This window comes from Pseudomonas sp. MPFS (genome assembly GCF_022537035.1).
GTDB classification, from domain to species: domain Bacteria; phylum Pseudomonadota; class Gammaproteobacteria; order Pseudomonadales; family Pseudomonadaceae; genus Aquipseudomonas; species Aquipseudomonas sessilinigenes.
This window is the reverse complement of record NZ_CP066123.1, coordinates 5,850,956-5,875,303: the sequence shown is the minus strand read 5'-3', so window position 1 is coordinate 5,875,303 and position 24,348 is coordinate 5,850,956. Positions and strand designations below refer to the sequence as shown.

General features: G+C 61.0%; 20 protein-coding genes. 13 read left to right on the top strand and 7 right to left on the bottom strand.

From position 1 onward, the window contains the following. Positions 1–56: 56 nt before the first annotated feature. The 4 genes from I9018_RS26870 (at position 57) to I9018_RS26855 (ending at position 6,683) form a co-directional block, all read left to right on the top strand. Positions 57–1,241 (top strand): MFS transporter, encoded by a 1,185-nt coding sequence (locus I9018_RS26870; protein WP_068578782.1) that lies wholly within the window; start codon positions 57–59, stop codon positions 1,239–1,241. Between the two features lie 146 nt (positions 1,242–1,387). Then, positions 1,388–3,070, top strand: coding sequence for a fatty acid--CoA ligase (locus tag I9018_RS26865; protein WP_241107954.1), 1,683 nt, complete (start codon positions 1,388–1,390; stop codon positions 3,068–3,070). A 334-nt stretch (positions 3,071–3,404) separates the two neighbouring features. Further along, entirely contained in the window at positions 3,405–5,288 is a 1,884-nt protein-coding gene (locus I9018_RS26860; RefSeq protein WP_241107953.1) for a DUF1302 domain-containing protein, read from the top strand. A 30-nt stretch (positions 5,289–5,318) separates the two neighbouring features. Continuing rightward, positions 5,319–6,683, top strand: a complete 1,365-nt coding sequence (locus I9018_RS26855; protein ID WP_068578788.1) for a DUF1329 domain-containing protein — start codon at positions 5,319–5,321, stop codon at positions 6,681–6,683. Positions 6,684–6,753: 70 nt separating this feature from the next. On the opposite strand, the gene I9018_RS26850 is transcribed toward I9018_RS26855, so the two are convergent. After that, positions 6,754–7,959, bottom strand: a complete 1,206-nt coding sequence (locus I9018_RS26850) for an ISL3 family transposase (protein ID WP_241107952.1) — start codon at positions 7,957–7,959, stop codon at positions 6,754–6,756. A 347-nt stretch (positions 7,960–8,306) separates the two neighbouring features. Between I9018_RS26850 and I9018_RS26845 the strand changes: the two genes are divergently transcribed. Beyond that, the gene (locus I9018_RS26845; RefSeq protein WP_241107951.1) at positions 8,307–11,042 is read left to right on the top strand and encodes a LuxR C-terminal-related transcriptional regulator; all 2,736 of its coding nucleotides are present in this window, start codon (positions 8,307–8,309) and stop codon (positions 11,040–11,042) included. 13 nt (positions 11,043–11,055) lie between these two features. Here I9018_RS26845 and I9018_RS26840 read toward each other — a convergent pair whose 3' ends face one another. From I9018_RS26840 to I9018_RS26830, 3 genes are all read right to left on the bottom strand, one after another. Next, positions 11,056–11,958 carry a LysR family transcriptional regulator gene (locus tag I9018_RS26840; protein WP_068578792.1) on the bottom strand — a complete coding sequence of 301 codons (903 nt, stop codon included), beginning with the start codon at positions 11,956–11,958 and terminating at the stop codon, positions 11,056–11,058. A gap of 236 nt (positions 11,959–12,194) precedes the next feature. After that, on the bottom strand, positions 12,195–13,535 hold the full coding sequence (locus I9018_RS26835; protein WP_241107950.1) for a HAMP domain-containing sensor histidine kinase: 1,341 nt from the start codon (positions 13,533–13,535) through the stop codon (positions 12,195–12,197). Further along, complete coding sequence (locus I9018_RS26830; protein ID WP_068578796.1) at positions 13,528–14,202, bottom strand: response regulator transcription factor; 675 nt, start codon at positions 14,200–14,202, stop codon at positions 13,528–13,530. Before I9018_RS26830 ends, I9018_RS26835 begins: the two co-directional genes overlap by 8 nt. A 300-nt stretch (positions 14,203–14,502) precedes the next feature. On the opposite strand from I9018_RS26830, the gene I9018_RS26825 reads away from it, so the two are divergent. The 4 genes from I9018_RS26825 to I9018_RS26810 all read left to right on the top strand — a co-directional run bounded on the left by I9018_RS26825 (position 14,503) and on the right by I9018_RS26810 (position 16,967). After that, entirely contained in the window at positions 14,503–14,751 is a 249-nt protein-coding gene (locus I9018_RS26825; protein ID WP_068578800.1) for a hypothetical protein, read from the top strand. Between the two features lie 142 nt (positions 14,752–14,893). Next, on the top strand, positions 14,894–15,394 hold the full coding sequence (locus I9018_RS26820; protein ID WP_068578802.1) for a methylated-DNA--[protein]-cysteine S-methyltransferase: 501 nt from the start codon (positions 14,894–14,896) through the stop codon (positions 15,392–15,394). Between the two features lie 56 nt (positions 15,395–15,450). Continuing rightward, a complete protein-coding gene (locus tag I9018_RS26815; RefSeq protein ID WP_068578803.1) occupies positions 15,451–16,095 on the top strand; it encodes an MBL fold metallo-hydrolase in 645 nt (214 codons plus the stop codon). A 110-nt stretch (positions 16,096–16,205) separates the two neighbouring features. Continuing rightward, positions 16,206–16,967: an OmpA family protein gene (locus tag I9018_RS26810; protein WP_068578805.1), complete on the top strand. Its 762-nt coding sequence runs from the start codon at positions 16,206–16,208 to the stop codon at positions 16,965–16,967. 81 nt (positions 16,968–17,048) lie between these two features. On the opposite strand, the gene I9018_RS26805 is transcribed toward I9018_RS26810, so the two are convergent. After that, a complete protein-coding gene (locus I9018_RS26805) occupies positions 17,049–17,483 on the bottom strand; it encodes a DUF1043 family protein (protein ID WP_241107948.1) in 435 nt (144 codons plus the stop codon). Positions 17,484–17,627: 144 nt separating this feature from the next. Here I9018_RS26805 and I9018_RS26800 point away from each other — a divergent pair, with 144 nt between their 5' ends. The 3 genes from I9018_RS26800 to zapE all read left to right on the top strand — a co-directional run bounded on the left by I9018_RS26800 (position 17,628) and on the right by zapE (position 20,820). Further along, on the top strand, positions 17,628–18,257 hold the full coding sequence (locus tag I9018_RS26800) for an alpha/beta fold hydrolase (protein WP_068578807.1): 630 nt from the start codon (positions 17,628–17,630) through the stop codon (positions 18,255–18,257). Positions 18,258–18,281: 24 nt separating this feature from the next. Then, positions 18,282–19,637, top strand: coding sequence for a tryptophan--tRNA ligase (locus I9018_RS26795; protein WP_241107947.1), 1,356 nt, complete (start codon positions 18,282–18,284; stop codon positions 19,635–19,637). Between the two features lie 88 nt (positions 19,638–19,725). Continuing rightward, on the top strand, positions 19,726–20,820 hold the full coding sequence (zapE, locus tag I9018_RS26790; RefSeq protein WP_241107946.1) for a cell division protein ZapE: 1,095 nt from the start codon (positions 19,726–19,728) through the stop codon (positions 20,818–20,820). Between the two features lie 47 nt (positions 20,821–20,867). Here the strand turns inward: zapE and I9018_RS26785 are convergent, their stop codons facing one another. After that, positions 20,868–21,767, bottom strand: a complete 900-nt coding sequence (locus tag I9018_RS26785; protein WP_176719845.1) for a GlxA family transcriptional regulator — start codon at positions 21,765–21,767, stop codon at positions 20,868–20,870. A gap of 222 nt (positions 21,768–21,989) precedes the next feature. Between I9018_RS26785 and I9018_RS26780 the strand changes: the two genes are divergently transcribed. After that, the gene (locus tag I9018_RS26780; protein ID WP_172681633.1) at positions 21,990–23,147 is read left to right on the top strand and encodes an acyl-CoA dehydrogenase family protein; all 1,158 of its coding nucleotides are present in this window, start codon (positions 21,990–21,992) and stop codon (positions 23,145–23,147) included. Between the two features lie 67 nt (positions 23,148–23,214). On the opposite strand, the gene I9018_RS26775 is transcribed toward I9018_RS26780, so the two are convergent. Continuing rightward, positions 23,215–24,255, bottom strand: coding sequence for an NADP(H)-dependent aldo-keto reductase (locus I9018_RS26775; RefSeq protein ID WP_241107945.1), 1,041 nt, complete (start codon positions 24,253–24,255; stop codon positions 23,215–23,217). Positions 24,256–24,348: the final 93 nt, after the last annotated feature.

Sequence of the window (24,348 nt, the reverse complement as noted above, 5' to 3'; positions counted from 1 at the left end):
GCTGTTTGTCGCCAACCTAGCATAGGCGTCACCTTCACTACCTGCAGCGTGCCGCCATGAACCAAGCCCGAAATGTCATCCGCTACGTCAATGCCGCCCATGTCATCGACCATATGTTCATGCTGATCTTCCCGGCGGCGGTACTGGGCATGACCCAGGCCTTCGCCATGGACTACGCCGCGCTGATCGGCTTGTCCCTGGGTGGTTTCATCGCCTTTGGCGCCTGTTCGCTGCCGGCTGGTTGGCTGGGGGACCACTGGAGCCGACGACGGATGATGCTGCTGTTTTTCTTTGGCATTGGAGGGGCCTCGATCCTCACCGGGCTGAGCGACAGCCCGACCATGCTGGTGATTGGCTTGACCCTGATGGGGGTGTTCGCGGCCATTTATCATCCGGTGGGAACGGCGATGCTGGTGGCCTATGCCCGCAATCGCGGGCAGGAAATTGGCATCAATGGCATGTGGGGCAACCTGGGCGTGGCCTTCTCGGCCTTGCTCACCGGTTTCCTGGTGGCTCACTTCGGCTGGCGTTCGGCATTTATCCTGCCGGGTGTCGTGGCCATCGTGCTGGGCATTGGCTTTGCCTTGCAGGTGCGCGAGGAGCCTATTCCCGCGCGTCCTCATGGGGCGATGAAAGGGCAGGGTGGACAGCAGATCTCGATGTTCCTGGTATTCGCTGTCCTGGCCCTGGCCACCGCCACCGGCGGCGTGGTGTTCAACGCCACCACCATGACGTACCCGAAACTGTTCCAGGAGCGCCTGCAAGATGTCTTCACGTCTGCGCAGACCCTGGGCGTGGTGGTCAGCCTGGCCTATGCCTTCGGCGCGGTGGCGCAATTGACCATGGGCCGGTTGTTGCATCGCTTCAGCCTGAAATGGCCGTTCATTGTCATGACCCTGTTCCAGGCTCCGTTGCTGCTTGGGTTGGCTCACGCCGATGGCTGGGCGGTGATCGCGCTGGGGGCGGCGTTCATGTTCGTGGTGTTCGGCCAGGTCACGGTCAATGACGCCATGGTGGCCAACTTTGTTGCGCCACAGTGGCAGGCCAGGGTCTTCGCCCTGCGCTATTGCTTGTCGTTCGGCGCCAGTGCCACGGCGATTCCGTTGATCGCCCTGGTGGAGCCGCGCCAGGGGCTTGGCGGGTTGTACCTGATCCTGGCCGGTGTTGCCGCGCTGACGTTCGTCGCGGCCCTGGCCTTTCCCCGGACGCCGGCGGAGGCCGCCTTGGGGCAACAGGCCTGAGCCGATGCGGAGCCGTTGCGATACTGGCCTGGCGCTAGTATTTGTACGGCTCTGCAAATCATCCCTTTGGCTGATTTAGCTGGCGCGCGGGCACTCTAGAGTGGGTATTCTCCAGCTACGACCGAGCCGTCAGAAAAGGGATTGTTATGTTGCAGACTCGTGTTATCCCACCCGCCGAAGGCGCTTACCAATATCCGCTCTTGATCAAGCGGTTGCTGATGTCCGGCAGCCGTTACGAGAAAACCCGCGAGATCATCTATCGCGACCAGTTGCGCTACACCTACCCCACCCTGATCGAGCGCGTGGCCCGCCTGGCCAATGTATTGACCGCCGCCGGAGTCAAGGCCGGCGATACCGTGGCGGTGATGGACTGGGACAGTCATCGTTACTTGGAGTGCATGTTCGCCATCCCGATGATTGGCGCGGTGATCCATACCATCAACGTGCGCCTGTCGCCGGAGCAGATCCTCTACACCATGAACCACGCCGAGGACCGCTTCGTGCTGGTCAACAGCGAGTTCGTCGGGTTGTACCAGGCCATCGCCGGGCAGTTGACCACGGTGGAGAAGACCCTGCTGCTCACCGATGGCGAGCAGAAGAGCGCCGATCTGCCGAACCTGGTGGGCGAATACGAGAGCCTGTTGGCCGCGTCCAGTACGCACTACACGTTCGAGGACTTCGACGAGAACTCGGTGGCCACCACCTTCTACACCACCGGCACCACCGGCAATCCCAAGGGCGTGTACTTCACCCACCGCCAACTGGTGCTGCACACCATGGGCGTGTCGACCATCATGGGCGCCATCGACAGCGTGCGCCTGCTGGGTACCAACGATGTGTACATGCCCATCACCCCGATGTTCCACGTGCATGCCTGGGGCCTGCCCTACGTGGCCACCATGCTGGGCCTCAAGCAGGTCTATCCCGGGCGCTATGATCCAGAGTACCTGGTGGAGCTGTGGCGCCGGGAGAAGGTCACCTTCTCCCACTGCGTACCGACCATTCTGCAGATGGTGCTCAACGCCAAGGCGGCCCAGGGTACGGACTTCGGTGGCTGGAAGATCGTCATTGGCGGCAGTGCCCTGAACCGTGCCTTGTACGAGGCCGCCAAGGCCAAGGGCGTGCAATTGACTGCCGCCTATGGCATGTCGGAGACCGGTCCGCTGGTGTCATGCGCGCACCTCAATGACGAGCTGATGGCTGGCAGCGAGGACGAGCGCATTACCTACCGGATCAAGGCCGGGGTGCCCGGGCCGCTGGTCGAGGCGGCGATCGTCGATGCCGAGGGCAACTTCCTGCCGGCGGACGGCGAATCCCAGGGCGAGCTGGTGCTGCGTGCACCCTGGCTGACCGAGGGCTATTTCAACGAGCCGCAAAAGGGCGCCGAGCTCTGGGAGGGCGGCTGGCTGCATACCGGCGACGTAGCGACCCTGGACGGCATGGGCGTGATCGATATCCGCGATCGGATCAAGGATGTGATCAAGACCGGTGGCGAGTGGATTTCCTCCCTGGACCTGGAGGACCTCATCAGTCGTCATGCAGCGGTACGCGAAGTAGCAGTGGTCGGGGTCGCCGATCCGCAATGGGGTGAGCGCCCCTTTGCCTTGCTGGTGATTCGCGAAGGCTATGAGATCGGCGCCCGCGAGCTCAAGGAGCACCTCAAGCCTTTCGTCGAGCTGGGGCACTTGAGCAAATGGGCCATTCCTTCTCAAATCGCCCTTGTTACTGAAATTCCCAAGACCAGCGTCGGCAAGCTCGACAAGAAGCGCATTCGCGTCAACATCAGCGAATGGCAGGCCACCAACAGCGCTTTTCTCTCCACACTCTGATGTTCTCCTGCCGTGCCCTCGGGGGCACGGCATCCCCATCCTGCAAGCCTTTGCCTTGTACTCGTGGATTTTTCCGTCATTCTTACCGGTCGTTTTTCAATGGTTATGGCCAAGGTCGGCTCCAGCATGGGTGTCAGGCTGCAAATCACACTTTAGAGGGATCAAGCAGTACCCCTTGCTGGCTATAGTCCATCCAGAGTCTTTTCGAGGGACGGGGCATTGCGCGGTGTCGTCATCACGCAACCTTGAAGCCTGGCCGGTGTGCCGGCGAGGTATTCGAGGCGGTCTCGGAAGTACTTATTGCCATAACAATAATGCACATGGAGTAGCGTCGATGACATCAGCAAACCAGTTCTGGCGCCGGGCGAAACTGCCCCTGGCCGTCGGTCTCGCCTCCACGCTCGCCGGGCCTGCATTCGGCGTCAGTTTCAATATCGGTGAAATCGAAGGCAGCTTCGATTCGTCCCTTTCCCTGGGGGCCAGTTGGTCGACCGCCAACCCCAACAAGGACCTGATCGGGGTCAACAACGGCGGCAAGGGCTTGTCCCAGACCTCCGATGATGGCCACCTGAACTTCAAGAAGGGCCAGACCTTCTCGAAGATCTTCAAGGGTATCCATGACCTGGAACTGAAGTATGGCGATACCGGTGTGTTCGTTCGTGGCAAGTACTGGTACGACTTCAAGCTCAAGGACGAAGACCTTGAGTTCAAGAACATCAGCGATCACAACCGCAAGGAAGGCGCCAAGTCCTCCGGTGGGCAGATCCTCGATGCTTTCGTCTATCACAACTATTCCATTGGCGATGAGCCAGGTTCGGTGCGTTTCGGCAAGCAAGTGGTGAGCTGGGGCGAGAGTACCTTCATTGGCGGCGGCATCAACTCGATCAACCCGATCGATGTATCGGCGTTTCGCCGCCCAGGCGCCGAGATCAAGGAAGGCCTGATCCCGGTCAACATGTTCTACATCTCGCAGAACCTGACCGAGAACCTGTCGACCGAGGCCTTCTACCAGTTGGAGTGGGACCAGACGGTGACCGACAACTGCGGGACCTTCTTCTCGCAGCCAGACATCATTTCCGATGGTTGCGACAACAACCTGCGAGTGCTGAACAAGCGCTCGACGGTACCGGCGGCGGCCAACCCATTCCTGAATGCCAACAAGGTGGATATCAACCAGGAGGGGGTACTGGTGCGCCGTGGCCCCGACCGGGATGCTCGTGATAGCGGTCAGTTTGGCGTGGCGTTCCGTTACAACTATGAGCCGCTGGACACCGAATTCGGTGCCTACTTCATGAACTATCACAGCCGGGCCCCGATCTTCAGCGCCCAGGGGGCACCTGCCTCGGTCTATGCCCAGTTCCGTAACCCTGCATTGCCGGCTGCCCTGCGTCAGTTGGCGCCGCTGGTGGTCGCGGGTAACTCCAACTACTTCGTGGAGTATCCAGAAGATATTCGCCTGTATGGCCTGAGTTTCTCCACCACGCTGCCTACAGGGACGGCATGGAGCGGCGAGTTGAGCTACCGCCCCAATGCTCCGGTGCAACTCAACTCCACCGATATCCTGTTTGCCGGCGTGCGCCCACTCGGTGGACCGGTACTGGGTAATGCTTCGTTGTTGAGCGGTGTACCCGGCCAGGATCTGCATGGCTATCGCCGTAAGGAAATCACTCAGTTCCAGACAACCTTCACGCACTTCTTCGATCAGGTCATGGGGGCTAGCCGCCTGACGCTGGTGGGTGAGGCTGGTGTTACCTATGTGGGTGGTCTGGAAAGCAAATCCAAGGTCCGTTATGGCCGAGATCCCGTGCAGGGGTCTGGCAAGTTGCCGGGCGGGGTTTGTGAGGCTCTGGCCAGTTCCGCATCACAAGGTGCCGGTCTGGGCGGCAGCATCAGTGGCTTGAACACCAACTGCAACAACGATGGCTTTACCACGGCGACCTCCTGGGGCTACCGCGGCCGGGCCATCTGGGAATACCCGGATGTGTTCGCCGGTGTGAACCTCAAGCCCAACGTGGCCTGGTCCCATGACGTCAAGGGCTACTCGCCGGGCCCTGGCGGCAACTTCGAGGAAGGCCGCAAGGCCATCAGCCTGGGGCTGGATGCCGAATACCAGAACACCTACACCGCGAGCCTGGCCTATACCAACTTCTTTGGTGGCGACTTCAGCACCGTGGATGACCGGGACTTCCTCGCCTTGAGCGTTGGCGTGAACTTTTAAGCACACTGCATTTTCAGGAAGAACAACAATATGAAAATCACCAAGAGTCTGTTGCACGTCGGTGTGTTGGGACTGTCGCTGCTGGCTACTGGCGTCATGGCTGCGGTTTCGGCCGATGAGGCCGCCAAGCTCGGCACCAGCCTGACACCGATGGGCGCAGAGATGGCCGGCAACGCCGCCGGCACCATTCCGGCCTGGAAGCCGCTGGCCACTAACGCCGGCACCGTGGACAGCAAGGGTTTCCTGTCCAACCCCTATAGCAGTGAGCAACCGCAGTTCACCATCACTGCGCAGAACGTCGAGCAGTACAAGGACAAGCTGGCGCCCGGGCAATATGCGATGTTCAAGCGCTACCCGGACACCTACAAGATGCCCGTGTATCCCTCCCACCGTGGCGCCACCGTTCCAGCCGATGTCTTTGCCGCCATCAAGCGCAATGCCACCAAGACAAACCTGGTCTCCGGCGGCAACGGCCTGGAGAACTTCGAGACCGCGATTCCGTTCCCGATTCCGAAAAGCGGGGTCGAGGTGATCTGGAACCACATCACCCGTTATCGCGGCGGCAGCGTGACTCGCCTGGTCACCCAGGCCACGCCCCAGGCCAACGGCTCCTACAGCCTGGTGTACTTCCAGGATCAGTTCGTGTTCCGCGACAAGATGAAGGACTACGACCCGAAAAACCCGGGCAACATCCTGTTCTACTTCAAGCAGAAGGTCACCGCGCCGGCGCGCCTGGCCGGTGGTGTGTTGCTGGTCCACGAAACCCTCGACCAGGTTAAGGAGCCGCGTTCGGCGTGGGTCTACAACGCCGGCCAGCGCCGTGTGCGCCGTGCCCCGCAAGTTTCCTATGACGGCCCGGGGACCGCTGCCGACGGCCTGCGGACCTCCGATAACCTGGACATGTACAACGGTGCCCCGGATCGCTACGACTGGAAGCTGGAAGGCAAGAAGGAGATGTACATTGCCTCCAACAGCTACAAGATCGACTCGCCGGCCCTCAAGTACGCCGACATCATCAAGGCCGGGCATATCAACCAGGACCTGGCTCGCTACGAGCTGCGCCGGGTCTGGCACGTGGTCGCGACCTTGAAGGAAGGCCAGCGTCATATCTACGCCAAGCGCGACTTCTATATCGATGAAGACACCTGGCAGGCCGCCGTGATCGATCACTACGACGGTCGTGGCCAGCTGTGGCGCGTAGCCGAGGCCCATGCCGAGGAGTACTACGACAAGCAGGTTCCCTGGTATGCCCTGGAAACCCTCTACGACCTGCAGTCCGGGCGCTACCTGGCGCTGGGCATGAAGAACGAAGAGAAACAGGCGTATGACTTCGGTTTCACCGCCACCACCAGTGACTTCACTCCGGCGGCCCTGCGCCAGGACGGGGTTCGCTGATCGGTAGCAGCAAGTAGAGGCCGCATCCTCGAAAATTGCCCCGGCTGGTTCGGGGCTTTTTTTTGGTTCTTCACGGATTACCGGGAAAGACACTCTTGATCTTCATGAAAAAGAATTCGCTGTCCCGGTAGCCGTAGGCCATCCGTTTGATGACCTTAATCCGATTATTGATCCCCTCCAGTTGCCCGGTATGCATCGGCCAGCACACCCGGCTAACGATGCCGCGCCAGTAGCCCTTCAAACGTTTGGCAAATTGCTTCAGAGCGGGTATCGCGCTTTCATCGGCCAGACACAGCCACTGTTTCCACGCTGATCGCCAGCCCCAAGCAGTGGTGGGCGACCACAGCGCTTTGAGCTCTGCCTTCATCAGATAAACCGTCATCAACGACTGGTTGGCAGCCAGCAGATCCTGTAAATGCACCTGTTGATCTGCACTCTGGAGATTCTCCGGGTTCCGCAACAGCAGCCATCGCGCTTGCTTGATGACCTTGCGTGCAGTCTTGTCATGACGCAGGCGGTTGGCTTCATCGACCCGTACTCGATCAATCACTTCTCGCCCATATTTGGCCACCACATGAAACAGGTCGTAGACCACCCGTGCCTGGGGACAATGCTGGCGTACCTCCAAGTCAAACGCGGTATTCATGTCCATCGCGACCGCTTCAATCCGTGCACAACCCTCAAGCCCCAACTCCTCGAAGAAAGGCCTGATTGCGGCGCGACTGCGTCCCTCGCCAATCCAGAGCACCCGACGGGTATCGGCATCCAGCACGACGCTGGCGTAGCGATGCCCTTTGAACAGGGCAAACTCGTCCATGACCAAGCGCCTGGGGCGGGCTGCAGGCAGCGCATCCAGTTCCATCTGTAGAGCCCGTCGCTCCAGTAGTCGCACGCTATCCCAGTGCAATCCGAATAGCTGAGCCACATGCAAGGTAGGCAGTCGTCGACAGGTCTGGATGACGGTTTCAGCCAAGCGGCGTGTCATCCGGGAGTAGCGGTCAAGCCAGCTGACCCCCTCCATTCGTTTGCCGCAGGCGGCACATTCAACTCGCCTGAGCTCGACGTTCAGCCGCACCGGTTGTCCAAGGATGGGCAGGTCTCGGATGAAGCGCTGACAGTATTCATGGGTGATTGTGCTGGGCTCGTTGCAGCCGCTGCAGATGGGAAAGCGAGTGCTCAGAGGGACGAGATCGATCTGTAAAGCGCCACCCTCAGGTTTGATGGCGACCACAGAAAAACCCTCCCAAAACGGAAGGAACGTATTAACATCGCGCATAAGAACGCCGGTTTTTTAGATGTGTTTGTTCGCACTAACATCATCTATCAAATCGGCGTTCTTGTTTCTGTTTCCCGGGATTCCGTGAAGAACCTTTTTTTTGCCTGCCAGACGGACAAGGCCGCCTGATGTAGAAATCAGCGCCAATGTGTCTATCTTTCTTGGACTGAATGGTTCCTGATCCTAATAAGCAAAGGAAATATCATCCAATCATTCAGTTTTATCTGACCAATTTGGTCATAGTCTTTTTCGCGCAAATGGTCGCAAAAACCTTCAACAGGTGGCCTTTTACCGCTAGTCTGCGGGCATCTGCTACGCCGACAACCGTACACCAATAAGAGTTGGCCATGACTGATCTGTTCTCCCTTCAAGGGTCCGACAATGCGGTGATTCCTGCGCTGGAAGGGCGTTTTTATCGACCGCCGTTGCCTGATGGGTACGTCAAGCGACCGCGTCTTTGCGAGCGTTTGCAGAGCGGATTGAAGGGGCGGTTGTTATTGGTTTGCGCCCCGGCCGGGTTTGGCAAGAGTTCGCTGGCGGTGGAGTTTTGCCAGGGCTTGCCGCAGCACTGGCAGAGCCTGTGGCTGGGGCTGAGCCGCCGGGACAGCGACCCCGGGCGTTTTCTCGAGCGCCTGCTGGCCGGTTTGCAGCAGTATTTTCCGCAACTGGGCCGGCAGTCCCTGGGCTTGTTGAAAATGCGCCAGCGTCACCAGCCATTTGCCTTTGAAGAATGGCTGGACGGTTTGCTGGATGAACTGGCCGAGCAGTTGTCCACGGCCACGCCGCTGGTCTTGGTGCTGGATGACTATCACCTGGCCCAGGGACCGGTCCTGGATCGTTGCTTGCAGTTTTTCCTCAACCATCTACCCGATGGCCTGCTGGTGCTGGTGACCAGCCGCCAGCGCCCGGACTGGCACTTGGCGCGGCTGCGCCTGTCGCGGCAATTGCTGGAGCTGCATGAACAGGACCTGCGCCTGACCCATGAAGAATCCCTGAGCCTGCTGGATCGGCACAGTAACGCATTGCGCGGTGAAGCCCTGGAAAGCCTGATCCAGCGCAGCGAAGGCTGGGTCGCGGGCTTGCGCTTCTGGCTGCTGGCGGTGTCCGAAGCGGGGGGCGTGGGCGCCTTGCCCCAGGGGTTGCATGGTGGCGAGGGGCTCATTCGCGACTATCTGTTGGAAGAAGTCATCGACTGCCTGCCCAGCGAAGTCCAGGCATTTCTCTACGATACGGCCCTGCAGGAACGCTTTTGCGCCGAGCTTTGCGATGCCCTGCGCGAAGCCCATGACAGTGCCGAGATCCTGCGCTTCCTCCAGGCCCACCAAGTGTTCCTGGTACCGCTGGACGAACATGGGCGCTGGTATCGCTATCACCATCTGTTTTCCGATCTTTTGCGCAGCCGGCCGACGGCCAATGCCCTGATACCGGCTGCCAGCCTGCACCTGCGGGCGTGCCGCTGGTTCAACGCCCAGGGGCTGCTGGACGAGGCGGTGGAGCAGGCGCTGCGTGCCGGGCACCTGGATGTGGCTGCCAATCTGGTGCAGAACCTTTCAGAGGAGCAACTGCTGGCCGAGCAGAACGTCGGCATGCTGCTGCGCTGGAAAATGGACCTGCCCGACAGCCTGCTGGTCAGCACCCCGCGCCTGATCGTGCTCTATAGCTGGGCCCTGGGCCTGGCCTGCCAGTTGGATGCAGCACAGGAACTGGCGGCTCACCTGAGTCGTTTCCTGCCGGCACCTTCGGCCACTGCGCAGAAGTCGATGCTGGCGCAATGGCTGGCCTTGAGCGGGATCATCGCCCGTGGTCGTGGCCAGCGGGAGCAGACCCTGGCCTATTGCGGCGAGGCCCTGGAAAGCTTGCCTCACAAGCGCTACGGGCAACGGTTGATGTGCCTGTCCACCCTGTCCAGCCTGGCCATTACCGATGCCGACCTGTGGCGTGCCCGCAGCCTCAATCGCGAGTCCCTGGAGCTGGCGCAGCGGGTCGGCAATCCGTTGTTCGAAGCCTTGGCCCATTACGATCGCGCGCGAGTGTTGCAGGCCCGCGGCGAGGTATTGCGGGCCCAGGAGGAAGTGCATCAAGGCTTATGCCGTTTGCAGGGTTTGTCGGCCCAACGGCTGTACGCGGTGCGGGCACGGCTGACGTTGTATGAAGGTTATCTGTTGACCCTGCGCTTGCAGCCCGAAGCCGGCCAGGCCCGACTGCAGGCCGGGCTGGTAGAGGCCCGGGCTTGTCGTGATATCAGCGTGTTGATCGGGCACTGCGTGATCGCCAAGCAGGAGGGCCAGCGCGGTGAGTTCGCCCGGGCCTTTGCCGAACTGGCCGAAGCCGAGCGCCTGATGCATATCTGGGATGTACCGCCGATCTACTACCTGGCGATGATTACCCTGGTGAAGTGCGAGTTGTGGCTGGCCCAGGGGCGCACTGACCTTGCCGAGGCCTGGCTGGCTCGCTTGGGGCAGACCTACACGGGCGAGCAGGCCGCGGCGCCGCCGGAGTTCCATCCTCAATTACCCCTGCATATCGAATTGCAGCAAGCCCGGCTGGACGGTATCAAGGGCCAGGGAGCCAGGGCCATTCAGCGCCTGGAACGTCTGGTGGAGCATGGTCGGCACAGTGGCCGGCAATTGCTGTGCGTCATGGCCCTGACCCAGAAAACCGCATGGCTGCTGGCGGCGGGGCAGGGGCCGGAGGCGCGCCGGGATTTTGCCCTGGCCCTGGAGGCGGCAGTGGGGGGCGTATTGCAGCCTTTCGAGGCGCTGCTGCTCGATTATCCTGCCTGGACGCGCGAGCAGCTCGAGTCGTGTGCCAGCACTGGGCTGACCCAGGCCTTGCTCGAGCGCTTGCCTTCGACGCCCCGTGACTCGCCGGAGCCAGCGGCTCCCAGTGAGTGCCTGAGTTCCCGGGAGCTCTCTGTGCTGCAACTGATTGCCCGGGGATGCTCCAACCAGGAGATCAGCGAGCGCCTGTTCATTTCGCTGCACACGGTGAAAACCCATGCCAGCCACATCAACAGCAAACTGGGAGTGGAGCGCCGGACCCAGGCGGTGGCCCGGGCCCAGGAATTGGGGTTGCTGGGGTAGGCGCCTTTGCCGTTCAGGAGGCCAGGTGCTGCTTGCAGTAATCGGCGAACAGACGGGCCGGTTTGGTCAGTTGCCCACGCTTGAGCCAGGCCGCTACCAGGCCGGAGCCGGTCACGTCCTCGACGATATCCACGCACACCACCGGCTTGCCGTCGTAGGAGCACTGGCAATGGGGGCGAGTCACCAGGATCGAAAAGCCGAATCCCTGCCCGACCATGCCCCGCACCATCTCGATGGAGGGTGAGCTGAAAGCAATCTGGGGTGTCAGGCCCAGCTCTTCGAACAGGCTGACGAAATAGGTGCGGCTGGGTTGTACATCCAGCAGGATCATGGGCTCCAGGCACAGGTCCCGCAGCGAGACCTGGGCTTGCTGGGCGTAGCGGTGATCGGCAGGCAGCAGGGCATAGGGGCGCTGGGGCGGCATCAGCGGCTCGGTCTCGATGGTGCCGTCCAGCTCGTGCTCATACAGGATCACCAGGTCGTAGGCGCCACCGGTCAGGCCTTGCACCAGCTCTTGTTGCTCACCGTCGCGAATGCGGATTTCCACCCCGGGATACAACGCGCTGAAGCCGGCAATCAGTTGCGGCAGGTACAGGGGCGCCACGGTTTCAAAGCAGCCGATATCGATCTGCCCGGACACCACGTCGTTGTCTGCCAGGGCGTTCTGTTCGAACTCCTTGGCCATGCGCAACAGTTCCTGGGCCTTGCGGTAGAAGCGTGCGCCGCTGGGGGTGAGGGAGACGCCGAGCGCGTGATGGCGGATCAGCAACTGGACGCCGAAGCTGTCTTCCAGGCCCTTGATGGCGGTAGAGATCGAAGGTTGGGCGATGTACAGCTTGCGTGATGCTTCGGCGACACTGCCGCACTCGACGGTGGTGATGAAGTACTTGAGTTGACGCAGATTGTAGGTGGCCACGGCGAACCTCGTTCTTTGCCTTGGCCCGGGGAAAGGATCGTGATGATCCGGGCATGATTGCACCGGACCGAAGCGCACCGCATCGATCAGCGCAACCACGCGACGCAGCGGCATGCCCCGAGCGCGATTCTTGTCCGCCCACAATACCTATAAGCAGAGGGTTGCAGGGGAGGGCGGAACCAGCTTTTTCATCGCTTGCCAGTACATTTTTCCTCGCTCGGTGCTACTGGCGCAGGCTATGACGGCAGGTCGGCTGGGTTGTCCGCCTCAGGTTGCGGCTCTTGTGGGGGGTCTGTGTTCTCGAACGCCAGGGTCACGGTGTAGCACTGTTCTTCCACTGTGACTTCGATATGCCAGCCCAGGCGGGCGGATAGCTGGCGCATCAGTTCCAGGCCCAGGCCATAACCGAAGTCGGCGGAGGCCTCGCTTTGCTGGGTTTCGCGAATCCGGTTGACCAGGCGCAGCTGTGGATAAGCGAAATTGATCTCCACGACCCCGTCATCGGCGTACTGCAGGGCATTGCGCAGGAAGTTGCCGACCACGATGCGGCATGCGGTGAACGGCAGGCGGCAGGGTTCGCTGCTGATGTCGAGGATCAGCTCGATATCCCGAGTGCCGATCAGGTAGCGGTGCTCTTCGATCAGATCGTTGACCAGGCCGCTCATGTCGATGGCCTCTTCCGGCAAGGGCTCGGGCAGCTCGCGGCTCATCCACAGCAGTGTTTCGGCGATGCGCTGCATGTTCAGTACCGAGCGCTCGATACGTTGCAGGGGCGGCGGCAGGACACCTCCGGACTGCAGGGCCAGCAGTTCGATGTTGGCCTTGAGCACCGCCAGCGGAGTGCGCAGTTCGTGACTGGTGTAGCGCAACAGGCGACCTTCGCGCAGGCTGGCGGCCTGCACCTGTTGCACGCTTTGAGCCAGGGCGTCGGCCAGCATGTTGAACTCCTTGAAACCGAAGTGCGGGCGTTGTCCGGATACTGCCTCCGGGTCTTTGAGGGTGGTGGACCATTGGGCCAGCCGCCCCAGGGGCCTGACCAGCCACCAGACCAGCAAGGCGATGATGATCAGGGCTGGAATGAACACGGCCAGGCTGATGAAGATGACGCCACGCAATTCATGGTCGAGGTAGGCATCGGAGCGTGGGGTTTCCACCTCTCCACCTTCTTCCTGGTCATGATCGATGTCGTACATGTACAGCGTCTTGCCGTCGCTCAGGGGCTGGGCCAGGACGGCGCGGCCTTCATCCTCGTCTTCGGAGTCCAGGTCGCCGAATACCTGGACCGCGCCGAAGGACATGCTGGGCGGGGTATCGAGCATGTGGCGGATTTTCTCCGGCAAGGCCTCCTTGCCGATGACGCTGGTGTAGAAATAGTTGTGCGGTGGTGGTGTGTTCGGGTTCTTCGCGTAGTGCCGGGAAAAGTACTGGGCTTCCTCCTCCATCATTGCACTGGCGGTGTAGAGCAGGCCGCGTACGCTGTATTCCGGCAGCAGCAGGCTGTAGATCAGCAACACGATGGCGATCAGCAACAGGAAGCTGCTGCTGATCACCCACTTCAAAGCCAGACTCTTAGGCATGGGACCTCAACTGTATGCCGATACCGGGCAGGGTATGGATCAGCGGTTGGTCGAAACACTTGTCCACGGTCTTGCGTAGTCGGTGCATATGGACCTTGAGGGTATTGCTGTCCGGCGGCTCGTCGCCCCAGATCGTCGCCTCCAGGCGTTCACGAGTGACCGGTTCGGGGCTGGCGCGCATCAGGCATTCCAGCAGGGTCCAGCAGATGGGTGACAGGTGCAGTTCCTGTCCGGCCCGGCTGACCTTGCGAGTGGACAGCTCCATTACCAGGTCGGCTACTTGCAGGCGGCTGGCCTGGCCGCTGCGGCGTACGCTGAGGGCACGGATCCTGGCCACCAGCTCGGCCAGCTCGAAGGGCTTGACCAGGTAGTCGTCGGCACCGGCGGCGAAGCTGGCGAGCTTGTCCGGCAGGGCATCGAGGGAGGTGAGCATCAGGATCGGCGTCTGGCTGCCGTGCTGGCGCAATTGGGCGCAAAGCTGCTGGCCGTCCAGGCGCGGCAGCATGATATCCAGGAGGATGACGTCATAGTGTTGGCTCAGGGCCAGGTTAAGGCCTGCCTGGCCATTGCTGGCGTGATCGCAGACGATACCGCTGATCTCCAGGTACTCAATGACGGTATTGGCCAGGTCAAGGTTGTCCTCGACCAGCAGCAAGTTGATGTGCACGGGAATATCCCTCAGGGCCTGTGTCGCTCGATGGAGCGAAGGATAGCGGAGTCCGATGAGTGTCCGCCGATGTTTACCTGCCGTTAACCCACCCCTCGCTAGTCTGGAATCCTACTTTCATAGAGCGTGGCGCAGCCATGAACCTGTCTTCAGTCATCAAAGGCATCTTGCTGGTTTCGATTCTCCTGGGCCTGATGGCCTGTGTCCTGCCTTCCAGGGCGCCGTTGGTGCGCTTGGGCGAGGGTGGACCCCTTAGCTGGTTCCTGATTGGGCAGAGCGCTGAACGGGCAGGGCAGGACTATGTCGCCAGTGCATTCTGATGAGGGCAACTACACCGACCAGTTGGTGTTGTGCCTGGTACTGATTCTGTGTGTATCGCTGTCCCTGGGGGCCTACATCATGCGCTTCAATGCGCAGATCGATAAGCAGCGGGAGTTGTCCCCAGTGCATTTGCTCGAGTGCGGCCAGGGACGCGGGGCTTTTATCGTCGACCCTCACGGGCGGCGTAGCAGCAGTGACAATTGCTACCTGATCGAAGAGGATGATTAGTTCGGGGGCAAGGGTTCTCCGTCGAATTCGAACGCAAGAAACGTAGTTCTGGCGCTTGAATCTCGATTTACAGTGAAGGCGTACAAGGCAAGCTCCATGGGAGCTGTGCCCCATACCCTTGGCGGAATGAAGGAGAGCTGACATGTCCTGTGTATTCAAGATCATCCCGTCCCCGGTGGGACAGCTGACCCTGGTGGCCAGGGGTGCGAAGCTTGCCGCGATCCTCTGGGAACAGGAGCGGGAAAACCGGGTGCGCCTGGGGCCGCTCGAGGAGGCCGGCGATCATCCCGCGTTGCTTGAGGCCCAGAAACAGTTGGCGCAGTACTTTGCTGGTACCCGCAAGCGTTTCGACCTGGAGCTGGACTTCGTCGGCACCGAGTTCCAGTGCAAGGTCTGGCAGGCCCTGCTGACCATTCCCTTCGGTGAAACCCGCAGCTACAGCCAGATTGCGCAGCAGATCGGCAGCCCTAAGGCCGTACGCGCAGTGGGGGCGGCTAACGGTCGGAATCCGATCTCGATCGTCACGCCTTGTCATCGGGTGATAGGTGCTTCGGGCAGCCTCACCGGGTTTGCCGGAGGGCTCGAGGCCAAGCAGTTCCTCCTGGCATTGGAAGGCGGGGAGACCATGCCGCTGGCGTTCTAAGTGAGCCATGGCGGCAGCTGTGCCAGAATGTTCTTTCGTTTTTCTGGAACATTCCCATGGACGCCGCCAAACCCAGCCTTATTCGCGAAACCTTCCCCGTCGGCCCGTTGCAGTGCAACTGCACCATCATCGGCGACCCTCTGACCGGAAAAGCCATCGTCGTCGATCCGGGTGGCAACCCGGACCTGATCATGGCGCGCCTTGATGCCTTGGGCCTGAAGGTGGTGAGCATCATCCACACCCATGCCCACCTGGATCACTTCCTGGCCTCTGGGCAGATGAAGGAAAAGACCGGCGCGACCTTGCATCTGCACAAGGATGACCAGTTCCTCTGGGACAACCTGGAGATGCAGTGCAGCATGTTCGGTGTGCCTTATACCCCGGTTCCTGCTCCGGATCGCTGGTTGGGCGATGACGAGGAGCTGGCCTGCGGTTGTGGCGTGGCCCTGCATACTCCGGGACATACCCCAGGTTCCATGAGCTTTTGGTTTTCCGAGGCTAAGCTTCTTATTGCCGGCGATACGCTGTTCAAGCGCGGGGTCGGGCGCACGGATCTGTGGGGCGGCGACCAGGCCACCCTGGTGCGCTCGATCAAGCAGCGTCTGTATACCCTCGACGAAGACGCCACAGTGGTCGCCGGGCACGGTCCGGACACTCGGCTGGGTGATGAAATGCGCCAGAATCCGTTCGTGAGAGCCTGATTTTTTGCTCGGCCTCCCACGGAATTTTTGCTGTTCTGTGTGTTCCAACGCCGGCACAGGTCCGTTGCCAACGTCCTCTGCATTACAGAATGCATATGTAGGAGCTTTCCATGTTCACCTCGCGTCGTTTGATTGTTGTCGCTACTGCTGTGGCCTTGTTATCCGGCTGCGCTTCGCCTAACCCCTATGACAACCAGGGGCAGGCTGACGGCGGTTCGTCGGGCATGAGCAAAACTGCGAAATATGGTGGCCTGGGTGCCTTGGCCGGTGCGCTGGCCGGTGCTGCAATCGACCACAACAACCGTGGCAAGGGCGCGCTGATCGGTGCTGCCGTGGTGGGCGCCTCCGCCGCCGGTTATGGCTACTACGCCGACCAGCAAGAGAAGAAGCTGCGCGCGAGCATGGCCAATACCGGGGTCGAAGTGCAGCGCCAGGGTGACCAGATCAAGTTGATCATGCCCGGCAATATCACCTTCGCCACCGACTCGGCGAATATCGCGCCAAGCTTCTATCAACCGCTGAACAACCTGGCCAACTCCCTGCGCGAGTTCAACCAGAACCAGATCGAGATCGTCGGTTATACCGACAGCACCGGCAGCCGCCAACACAACATGGACCTGTCCCAGCGTCGTGCGCAAAGTGTGGCCACTTACCTGACTTCCCAGGGCGTGAGCAGTGCCAACCTGTCCTCGCGCGGTGCTGGCCCGGACAATCCGATCGCCAGCAACGCCGACGTCAATGGCCGGGCCCAGAACCGTCGGGTAGAGGTCAACCTCAAGGCGATCCCCGGCCAGCAATATCAACAGCCAACCCAGCAGTACCAGCAGCCTCCCCAGCAGCAGTATCAACAGCCCTACCAGCAGGGTTACTGATCGAACCGGCTTGAGCCGGGGGTACAAAAAAGCCCGCCCGATGAAAATCGGGCGGGCTTTTTGTTGGCAGGCAGAAGCTGGTTATTTCTTCAGGCCATATTGCTCGTCGAGCATGCCGGGGGCGTTAGGGGTCTTTGGCGCGTAGTCCCGTGGTGGCTCCTGATCCCGTGGTGGCGTCAGGCGTTCACGTGGTGCCTGTACCGATTCGGAGTGCAGGGCGGCCAGCAGGCGCTGGCGGGTCAGTTCGTCCAGGGCCAGGCGATTGGCACCCTCGGCCAGATGATCCTGTACTTCCTGGTAGCTCTGGATGAGCTTCTTCACCAGGGTGGCGGTGCTGTTGAAGTGAGTCACCACTTCATTCTGGTAATTGTCGAAACGTTCCTGGATATCGTCCAGCTGACGCTGCGTGCGGTTAGGCGCGGCGTTGGGCAGCAGGCGAGCGACCAGGAATCCAATGGCGACACCCGCGACCAGGGCAAGAGTCGGCAACAACCAAACTAAGAGCGAGTGTTCCACGAGTCCTTCCTCTATAAACGGCTTTGCTTTACGTTAACGGCTCGAACCTGCGCTGTATACCGCGATTCACTCGCAATAGATTGGCACAGACCATTTGCTAGACGAGTCGACCCCCTTCGAGGTCACGGAGTTCCTTCCTTGCTAATGCGTGAAACCCCTGTAGTGATTGCCGGCCCTGTAGGCCAACTGGAAGCCTTGTATCTGGAGGTGCCCGACGCCCGCGGCGTGGCGCTGATCTGCCACCCGAACCCGGTACAGGGCGGCACCATGCTCAACAAGGTGGTGTCCACTTTGCAGCGCACTGCACGAGATGCCGGGCTGATCACCCTGCGCTTCAACTACCGTGGCGTCGGTGCCAGCGAGGGCAGCCACGACATGGGTACGGGCGAAGTCGACGATGCCGAGGCGGCGGCCCATTGGCTGCGGGCCAAGCACCCGCAGTTGCCGTTGACGCTGCTGGGGTTTTCCTTTGGCGGCTTCGTCGCGGCGAGCCTTGGTGGGCGCCTCGAAGCCCAGGGCGTGCAACTCAAGCACCTGTTCATGGTGGCCGCAGCGGTGACCCGCTTGCGCGATACCGACACCCTGGCGCAGGACTGTCCACTGACCTTGATCCAGCCGGAAACCGATGAGGTCATCGATCCACAGGCTGTCTATGACTGGTCTGGTGCGCTTGTTCGTCCCCATGAGCTGCTGAAAGTGGCAGAATGCGGACACTTCTTTCACGGCAAGCTCACCGATCTGAAGGATCTGGTGCTGCCGCGACTCACGAATTGATAGCAGTCTGATAAGCGATTACCCATGACTACTCGTACGCGTATCCTCACCGGCATTACTACCACCGGCACGCCGCACCTGGGCAACTATGCCGGGGCGATTCGCCCGGCGATCCTGGCCAGCCGCGACAGCAATGCCGATTCCTTCTACTTCCTGGCCGACTATCACGCCCTGATCAAGTGTGATGATCCGCTGCGTATCCAGCGCTCGCGCCTGGAGATCGCCGCTACCTGGCTGGCTGGTGGCCTGGATGTGGACCGCGTGACCTTCTATCGCCAGTCCGATATCCCGGAAATCCCGCAACTGACCTGGCTCTTGACCTGCGTCGCCGCCAAGGGCCTGCTCAACCGTGCCCATGCCTACAAGGCTTCGGTGGACAAGAACGTCGAGGCCGGCGAAGACCCGGATGCCGGCGTCACCATGGGCCTGTACAGCTATCCGGTGCTGATGGCCGCGGACATCCTGATGTTCAACGCGCATAAAGTGCCGGTGGGGCGTGACCAGATCCAGCACGTGGAGATGGCCCGGGATATCGGCCAGCGTTTCAACCACCTGTTCGGCCAGGGCAAGGAATTCTTCGCCATGCCCGAAGCGCTGATCGAGGAAAGCGTTGCCACCTTGCCAGGCCTGGACGGTCGCAAGATGTCCAAGAGCTACGACAATACTATCCCGCTGTTCACCAGTGCCAAGGACATGAAGGATGCGATCTCGCGGATCGTCACCGACTCCAAGGCGCCAGGCGAAGCCAAGGATCCGGACAACTCCCACCTGTTCACCCTGTTCCAGGCATTCTCCACTGCCGAGCAGGCCGCCGAATTCCGTAGCGAACTGCTGCAGGGCCTGGGCTGGGGCGAAGCCAAGAGCCGCCTGTTCCAGTTGCTGGATGGTGAGTTGGGCGAGGCTCGCGAGCGTTATCACCAGTTGATCGCGCGCCCGGCGGATCTGGAGGACATCCTCCTGGCTGGCGCGGCCAAGGCCCGTAGCGTGGCGACGCCGTTCCTGGCCGAGCTGCGCGAAGCGGTTGGCCTGCGCTCCTTCGAAAACCAGGTTCAGGTGGCGGCCACCACCAAGAAGAAGGCGGCCAAGGCTGCGCGTGTCGTCAGCTTCCGCGAGGACGATGGCAGCTTCCGTTTCCGCCTGCTGTCCGCCGATGGCGAGCAACTGCTGCTGTCGCGCAACTTTGCCGATGGCAAGGCCGCCGGTGCCGCGAGCAAGCAGTTGCAGTCGGGTCAGGAATTGGACCTGCGTACCGAGGCCAATGGCTTCGGTATCTGGCTGGACGGTGCCTGTGTGGCTGACAGCCCGACCTTTGCCGATGCTGCTGCCCGCGATGCGGCCATCGAAGAAGTAAGGATTGCCCTGGCTCCAGCCCAGGACTGAGCGGAATCTTCCCGACCAAGGGCTGATTGCCATTCCCCGGGGCCGTCGCTAAAGTGACGGCCCGTTTTTGTTGCCTTGCTAACGAATTATGACGCCCCTAGAACGATACCAAGCAGATCTGAAACGCCCGGATTTCTTCCATGACGCTGCACAGGAAACCGCTGTGCGTCATCTGCAGCGCCTGTATGACGATCTGATCGCGGCCGAGCACAACAAGCCGGGCCTGCTCGGCAAGCTCTTTGGCAAGAAGGACCAGGGGCCGGTCAAGGGGTTGTACTTCTGGGGCGGCGTGGGGCGTGGCAAGACCTACCTGGTCGATACGTTCTTCGAGGCCTTGCCATTCAAGGAAAAGGTTCGTACGCACTTCCACCGCTTCATGAAGCGCGTCCACGAGGAAATGAAGACCCTGGGTGGCGAGAAGAACCCGCTGACCATTATCGCCAAGCGTTTCTCGCAAGAGGCGCGGGTGATCTGCTTCGATGAATTCTTCGTGTCCGACATTACCGACGCGATGATTCTCGGCACGCTGATGGAAGAGCTGTTCAAGAACGGCGTGACCCTGGTCGCCACCTCGAACATCGTGCCGGACGGCCTGTACAAGGACGGTCTGCAACGCGCCCGTTTCCTGCCGGCCATTGCCCTGATCAAGCAGAACACCGAAATCGTCAACGTCGACAGTGGTGTCGACTATCGCTTGCGTCACCTGGAGCAGGCCGAGCTGTTCCACTATCCATTGAATGAGGCCGCCCACGAAAGCTTGCGCAAGAGCTTCCGGGCGCTGACGCCGGAGTGCACCCAGGCCGTGGAAAACGACGTACTGATCGTCGAGAACCGCGAGATCCGCGCATTGCGCACCTGTGACGATGTGGCCTGGTTCGACTTCCGCGAGCTGTGCGACGGCCCGCGTAGCCAGAACGACTACATCGAGCTGGGCAAGATCTTCCACGCGGTGCTGCTCAGCGGTGTGGAGCAGATGGGCGTTGCTACCGATGACATCGCCCGGCGCTTCATCAATATGGTCGACGAGTTCTATGACCGTAACGTCAAGCTGATCATCTCCGCCGAAGTGGAGCTCAAGGATCTCTACACCGGTGGCCGGCTGACGTTCGAGTTCCAGCGGACCCTCAGTCGTTTGCTGGAGATGCAGTCCCACGAGTTCCTCTCGCGGGCGCACAAGCCGTAATCGCGACTCGATGGAAAAAGGGGCCTGCTATGCAGGCCCCTTTTTTTTCATGCCGCCAGTTGCTGGAACTGCTGGCGGTACTGGTTGGGTGAAAGCTCGGTGTGCTGGCGGAACAGCCGGGCGAAGAAGCTGGCATCGTCGTAGCCGACTTCGTAGCTGATGGTCTTGATGCTCTTGCGTGTTCCTGACAGCAGGCCTTTGGCGGTTTCGATCCGCAGGCGCTGCAGGTAGTGCAGGGGCTTGTCGCCGGTGGCGGTCTGGAAGCGCCGCATGAAGTTGCGAATGCTCATGCCGTGCTCGCGCGCTACGTCCTCGAAGCGGAACTTGTCGGCGAAGTGTTCTTCGAGCCAGTGCTGGATCTGCAGGATGATCACGTCCTGATGCAGCTTCTGGCCACCGAAGCCAATGCGTCCCGGGGCGTAGCTGCGCTGGACCTCATAGAGGATGTCCCGGGCCACGGCCTGGGCCACGCTGGCACCGCAGAAGCGCTCGATCAGGTAGATATAGAGGTCGCAGGCCGAGGTCGTGCCGCCGGCACAATAGAGGTTGTCGGCATCGGTCAGGTGCTTGTCCTGGTTGAGCTGGACCTTGGGAAAGCGCTCGCTGAAGGTGCTGAAGAAGCGCCAGTAGGTGGTGGCCTCCTTGCCATCGAGCAGGCCGGCCTCGGCCAGCCAGAAGACCCCGGTGGCTTCGCCGCAAAGCACGGCGCCACGGGCGTGTTGGGCGCGTAGCCAGGGCAGGATCTGTGGATAACGTTGGCACAGTGAGTCGAAGTCGTCCCAGAAGGCGGGGAGGATGATCACGTCGCTATCTTCCAGTGGGCCATCCACTGGCATGATCACGTTGCTGAAGCTGCAGACCGGCTGGCCGTCGGGGCTGACCAGGCGAGTCTCGAAGGCCGGCGTCAGGCCATGACCTAGCTGCTTGCCGTAGCGCAGGCTGGCCAGGTGGAAGAAATCCTTGGCTTGCATGAGGGTGGAAGCGAAAACCCGGTCGATAGCCAGGATGCTGACGCGCCGCAAGGGCGTGGAAGTTTGGTTAGACATGATTCGATTGTTCTTATAGGGGAAAGTGGTCACCAGACGGCTGGATCGTCTTATTTTTTGTCGGATGTGTCCAGTGTCCCGTGCCGGTGGCTGGGCTTAGGCTCTGGCAGCCAGACCCGATAAATGACAACCACAGGTGGCTGCATGATCCCCAGAACCTTGTTCAGTTCCGAGCACGAACTCTTCCGTGACAGCGTGCGTACCTTCCTTGAAAAAGAAGCGGTGCCTTTCCATGGCGAATGGGAAAAGCAGGGCTACATCGACCGCAAGTTGTGGAGCAAGGCCGGTGAGGCGGGGATGCTGTGCTCGCACATCCCCGAGGAGTACGGCGGGCTGGGGGCGGACTTCCTGTATAGCACGGTGGTGATCGAGGAGGTCAGCCGCCTGGGCTTGAGCGGCATTGGCTTCTCCCTGCACTCGGATATCGTCGCGCCCTACCTCCTGCATTACGGCAGTGAGGCGCTGAAGCAGAAATACCTGCCGCGGATGGTCTCGGGCGAGCTGGTCACGGCGATCGCCATGACCGAGCCCGGAACCGGGTCCGACTTGCAGGGCGTGAAGACCACGGCAGTGCTCGACGGCGATGAGTATGTGCTCAACGGTTCCAAGACCTTCATCACCAACGGTTACTTGGCGGAGTTGGTGATCGTGGTGGCCAAGACCGATCCCAAGGCTGGGGCTAAGGGCACCAGCCTGTTCCTGGTTGAAGCCGATTCGCCGGGCTTCACCAAGGGCAAGCGCCTGGAAAAGGTCGGTATGAAGGCCCAGGACACCTCGGAACTGTTCTTCCAGGATGTACGAGTGCCCAAGGAGAACCTCCTGGGCCAGGCCGGGATGGGTTTCGTCTACCTGATGCAGGAACTGCCCCAGGAGCGCCTGAGCGTGGCCATCGGTGGCCTGGCCAGTGCCGAGGCGGCGTTGAAATGGACCCTGGACTACACCCGCGAGCGCAAGGCCTTCGGCAAGGCGATCGCCGACTTCCAGAACAGCCGGTTCAAGCTGGCGGAGATGGCTACGGAAATCCAGATTGGCCGGGTGTTCGTCGATCGCTGCCTGGAGCTGCACCTGAAGGGCAAGCTCGACGTACCGACGGCGGCCATGGCCAAGTACTGGGGAACCGACCTGCAGTGCAAGGTCCTGGATGAGTGCGTGCAGCTGCATGGCGGCTACGGCTTCATGTGGGAGTACCCGATCGCCCGGGCCTGGGCCGACTCCCGGGTGCAGCGAATCTATGCCGGGACCAACGAGATCATGAAGGAAATCATCGCTCGTTCTTTATAAGGAGGGCGCGAGCGCTGCCGGCGAACAGGTGGTTGCCTGTTGGCCGGCCAGTGGCGCAAGGCGTGGCTTACGGGGCGGGGTTGGGCTGGTCCTTGTGGATGGCTTCGATCCCGGCCAGGACTTCTTCCGATAACTTCAGTTCGGCGCTGGCGATGTTGCTGTCCAGTTGTTCCAGGGTGGTGGCGCCGATGATGTTGCTGGTTACGAAAGGTTGCTGGGTCACGAAGGCCAGGGCCATTTGTGCCGGGTTCAGGCCATGCTCGCGAGCCAACGCCACGTAACGGCTGCAGGCGGCTTCCGACTGGGGATTGAAATAGCGGCTGAAACGGCTGTAGAGACTCAGGCGTGCCTTGGCGGGACGGGCGCCGCCTTCGTATTTGCCGGACAGGAAACCGAAGGCCAGGGGCGAGTAGGCGAGCAAGCCGCATTGTTCGCGGATGGCAATTTCCGCCAGGCCCACTTCAAAGCTGCGGTTGAGCAGATTGTAGGGGTTCTGGATCGATACCGCTCGCGGCCAGCCACGACTTTCGGCCAGGGCCAGGAACTTCATGGTGCCCCATGGGGTTTCGTTGGATAGGCCGATGTGGCGGATCTTCCCGGCCCTGACCTGCTCGTCCAGCGCCTCGAGGGTTTCCTCCAGCGGGGTGAAGTCTTCGTCGGCCTTGTGCTGGTAGCCGAGCTGGCCGAAGAAGTTGGTGCTGCGTTCCGGCCAGTGCAACTGGTAGAGGTCGATCCAGTCGGTTTGCAGGCGCTTGAGGCTGGCATCCACGGCTTCGACGATATGCTTGCGGTTGTGCTTGAGGTGCTTGTCGCGGATGTAGTCGATGGTGTTGCCCGGGCCTGCGATCTTGCTGGCCAGGATCCAGTCGGCGCGGTCGCCGCGTTGCTTGAACCAGTTGCCGATGTAGCGTTCGGTGGTGGCGTAGGTCTCGGCCTTGGGTGGCACCGGATACATCTCGGCGGTATCGATGAAGTTGATCCCGGCCTGCTTGGCTCGCTCGATCTGGGCGAAGGCTTCGGCCTCGCTGTTCTGCTCGCCCCAGGTCATGGTACCCAGGCAGATGGTGCTCACTTTCAGGTCGGTCCGGCCCAGTTGGCGGTAGTCCATGGGTACTTCCTCGGCAAAACAATCATAAAAGCAGGTTGAATTTTGTTTCGCAATCTGGATAATTCTGCAGCTCTTTCTGCGGTGGAAGTGATG